The 962-nt window shown below is 67.3% G+C and carries 1 protein-coding gene; it reads right to left on the minus strand.

The window, feature by feature from the left end:
* Positions 1-347: 347 nt before the first annotated feature.
* Positions 348-962: NUDIX domain-containing protein (locus tag DD1DGNOD_RS08570; protein ID WP_241255573.1), on the minus strand; the 615-nt coding region annotated here is incomplete at its 5' end.

Here is a 962-nt window from a genome sequence, read left to right on the forward strand (position 1 = left end):
GGTGCTCTTGCCAACCGTCGGGCACCGTTGATCACTACGACGCGCGTGTCGGCGAGAGCCTGACCGACCAGATCGACGGCATGGCGCGGGTAGAGATCCGGGGCGATCATCATGTTGCCCGAGGATACCGTGAACCATGATCGATGGTGGATCTGCCGCCAGCATCGTGGTGGATCTGCCGCTGCCTGTATGGTGAATCTGCCGTAAAGATCACGGTGGATCTGCCGTATGTCACGCGGTGGATCTGCCGCCCGCTGTCGGAGGCGGTGGAATGGCTGCCCCGGCGGAACCGGTTCGATCGTGAGGCATCTTGGTCGGGGATGCGCGGCTGGTCAGGTAGGCGTGGTTCAGGTAGGCGTGGTGGGGTTTCCGGCCGCGTTCAGTGCGGCGTCCAGCAGGGCCTCCCGGTTGGCCAGGATGAACTCCTTGAGCGTCTCCGGCAGCAGCGGGAAACCGGTGATGTCCTCGCCGTGCAGGTCGATGCGTTCGACGTCGTAGCCGCCCTTGGCCGGATTGGTGAACTCCGCTCCGGTCCGGGCGGCGAGATCCATGGAGACGAGCCGGCAGACGAAGAAGTGCTGGACGATGATGCCGGGCTTGCGGCCGTCGCGATCGTTGCCCGCTCTGGGTGTGCTGGTGAGGAACACCTGTTGGACGCGGTCGGCGGTGGCGCCGAGCTCCTCGGCCAGCTCGCGGTGCAGGGCCGCCTCGACCGACGCGTCATGCGCGTCGACCCCGCCGCCCACCGTGGACCAGTAGGGTGCCACACCGGGCGGTGTCCGGCGGAACACGATCAGGTGTCCCTCCCCGTCGATCAGGATTGCTCGGGCTGCCCGCCGCACGACTCGCACCGACCCATCATCGCCTCTGCGCCGATACGCGGATGCTCCCGTGCCAATACTGGGATGCCCCTGTGGCCAACAGCCGGATGCCCACGCCCGGATGCCCACGCCCGGATGCCC

It is taken from the genome of Candidatus Protofrankia californiensis (assembly GCF_900634765.1).
GTDB classification, from domain to species: domain Bacteria; phylum Actinomycetota; class Actinomycetes; order Frankiales; family Frankiaceae; genus Protofrankia; species Protofrankia californiensis.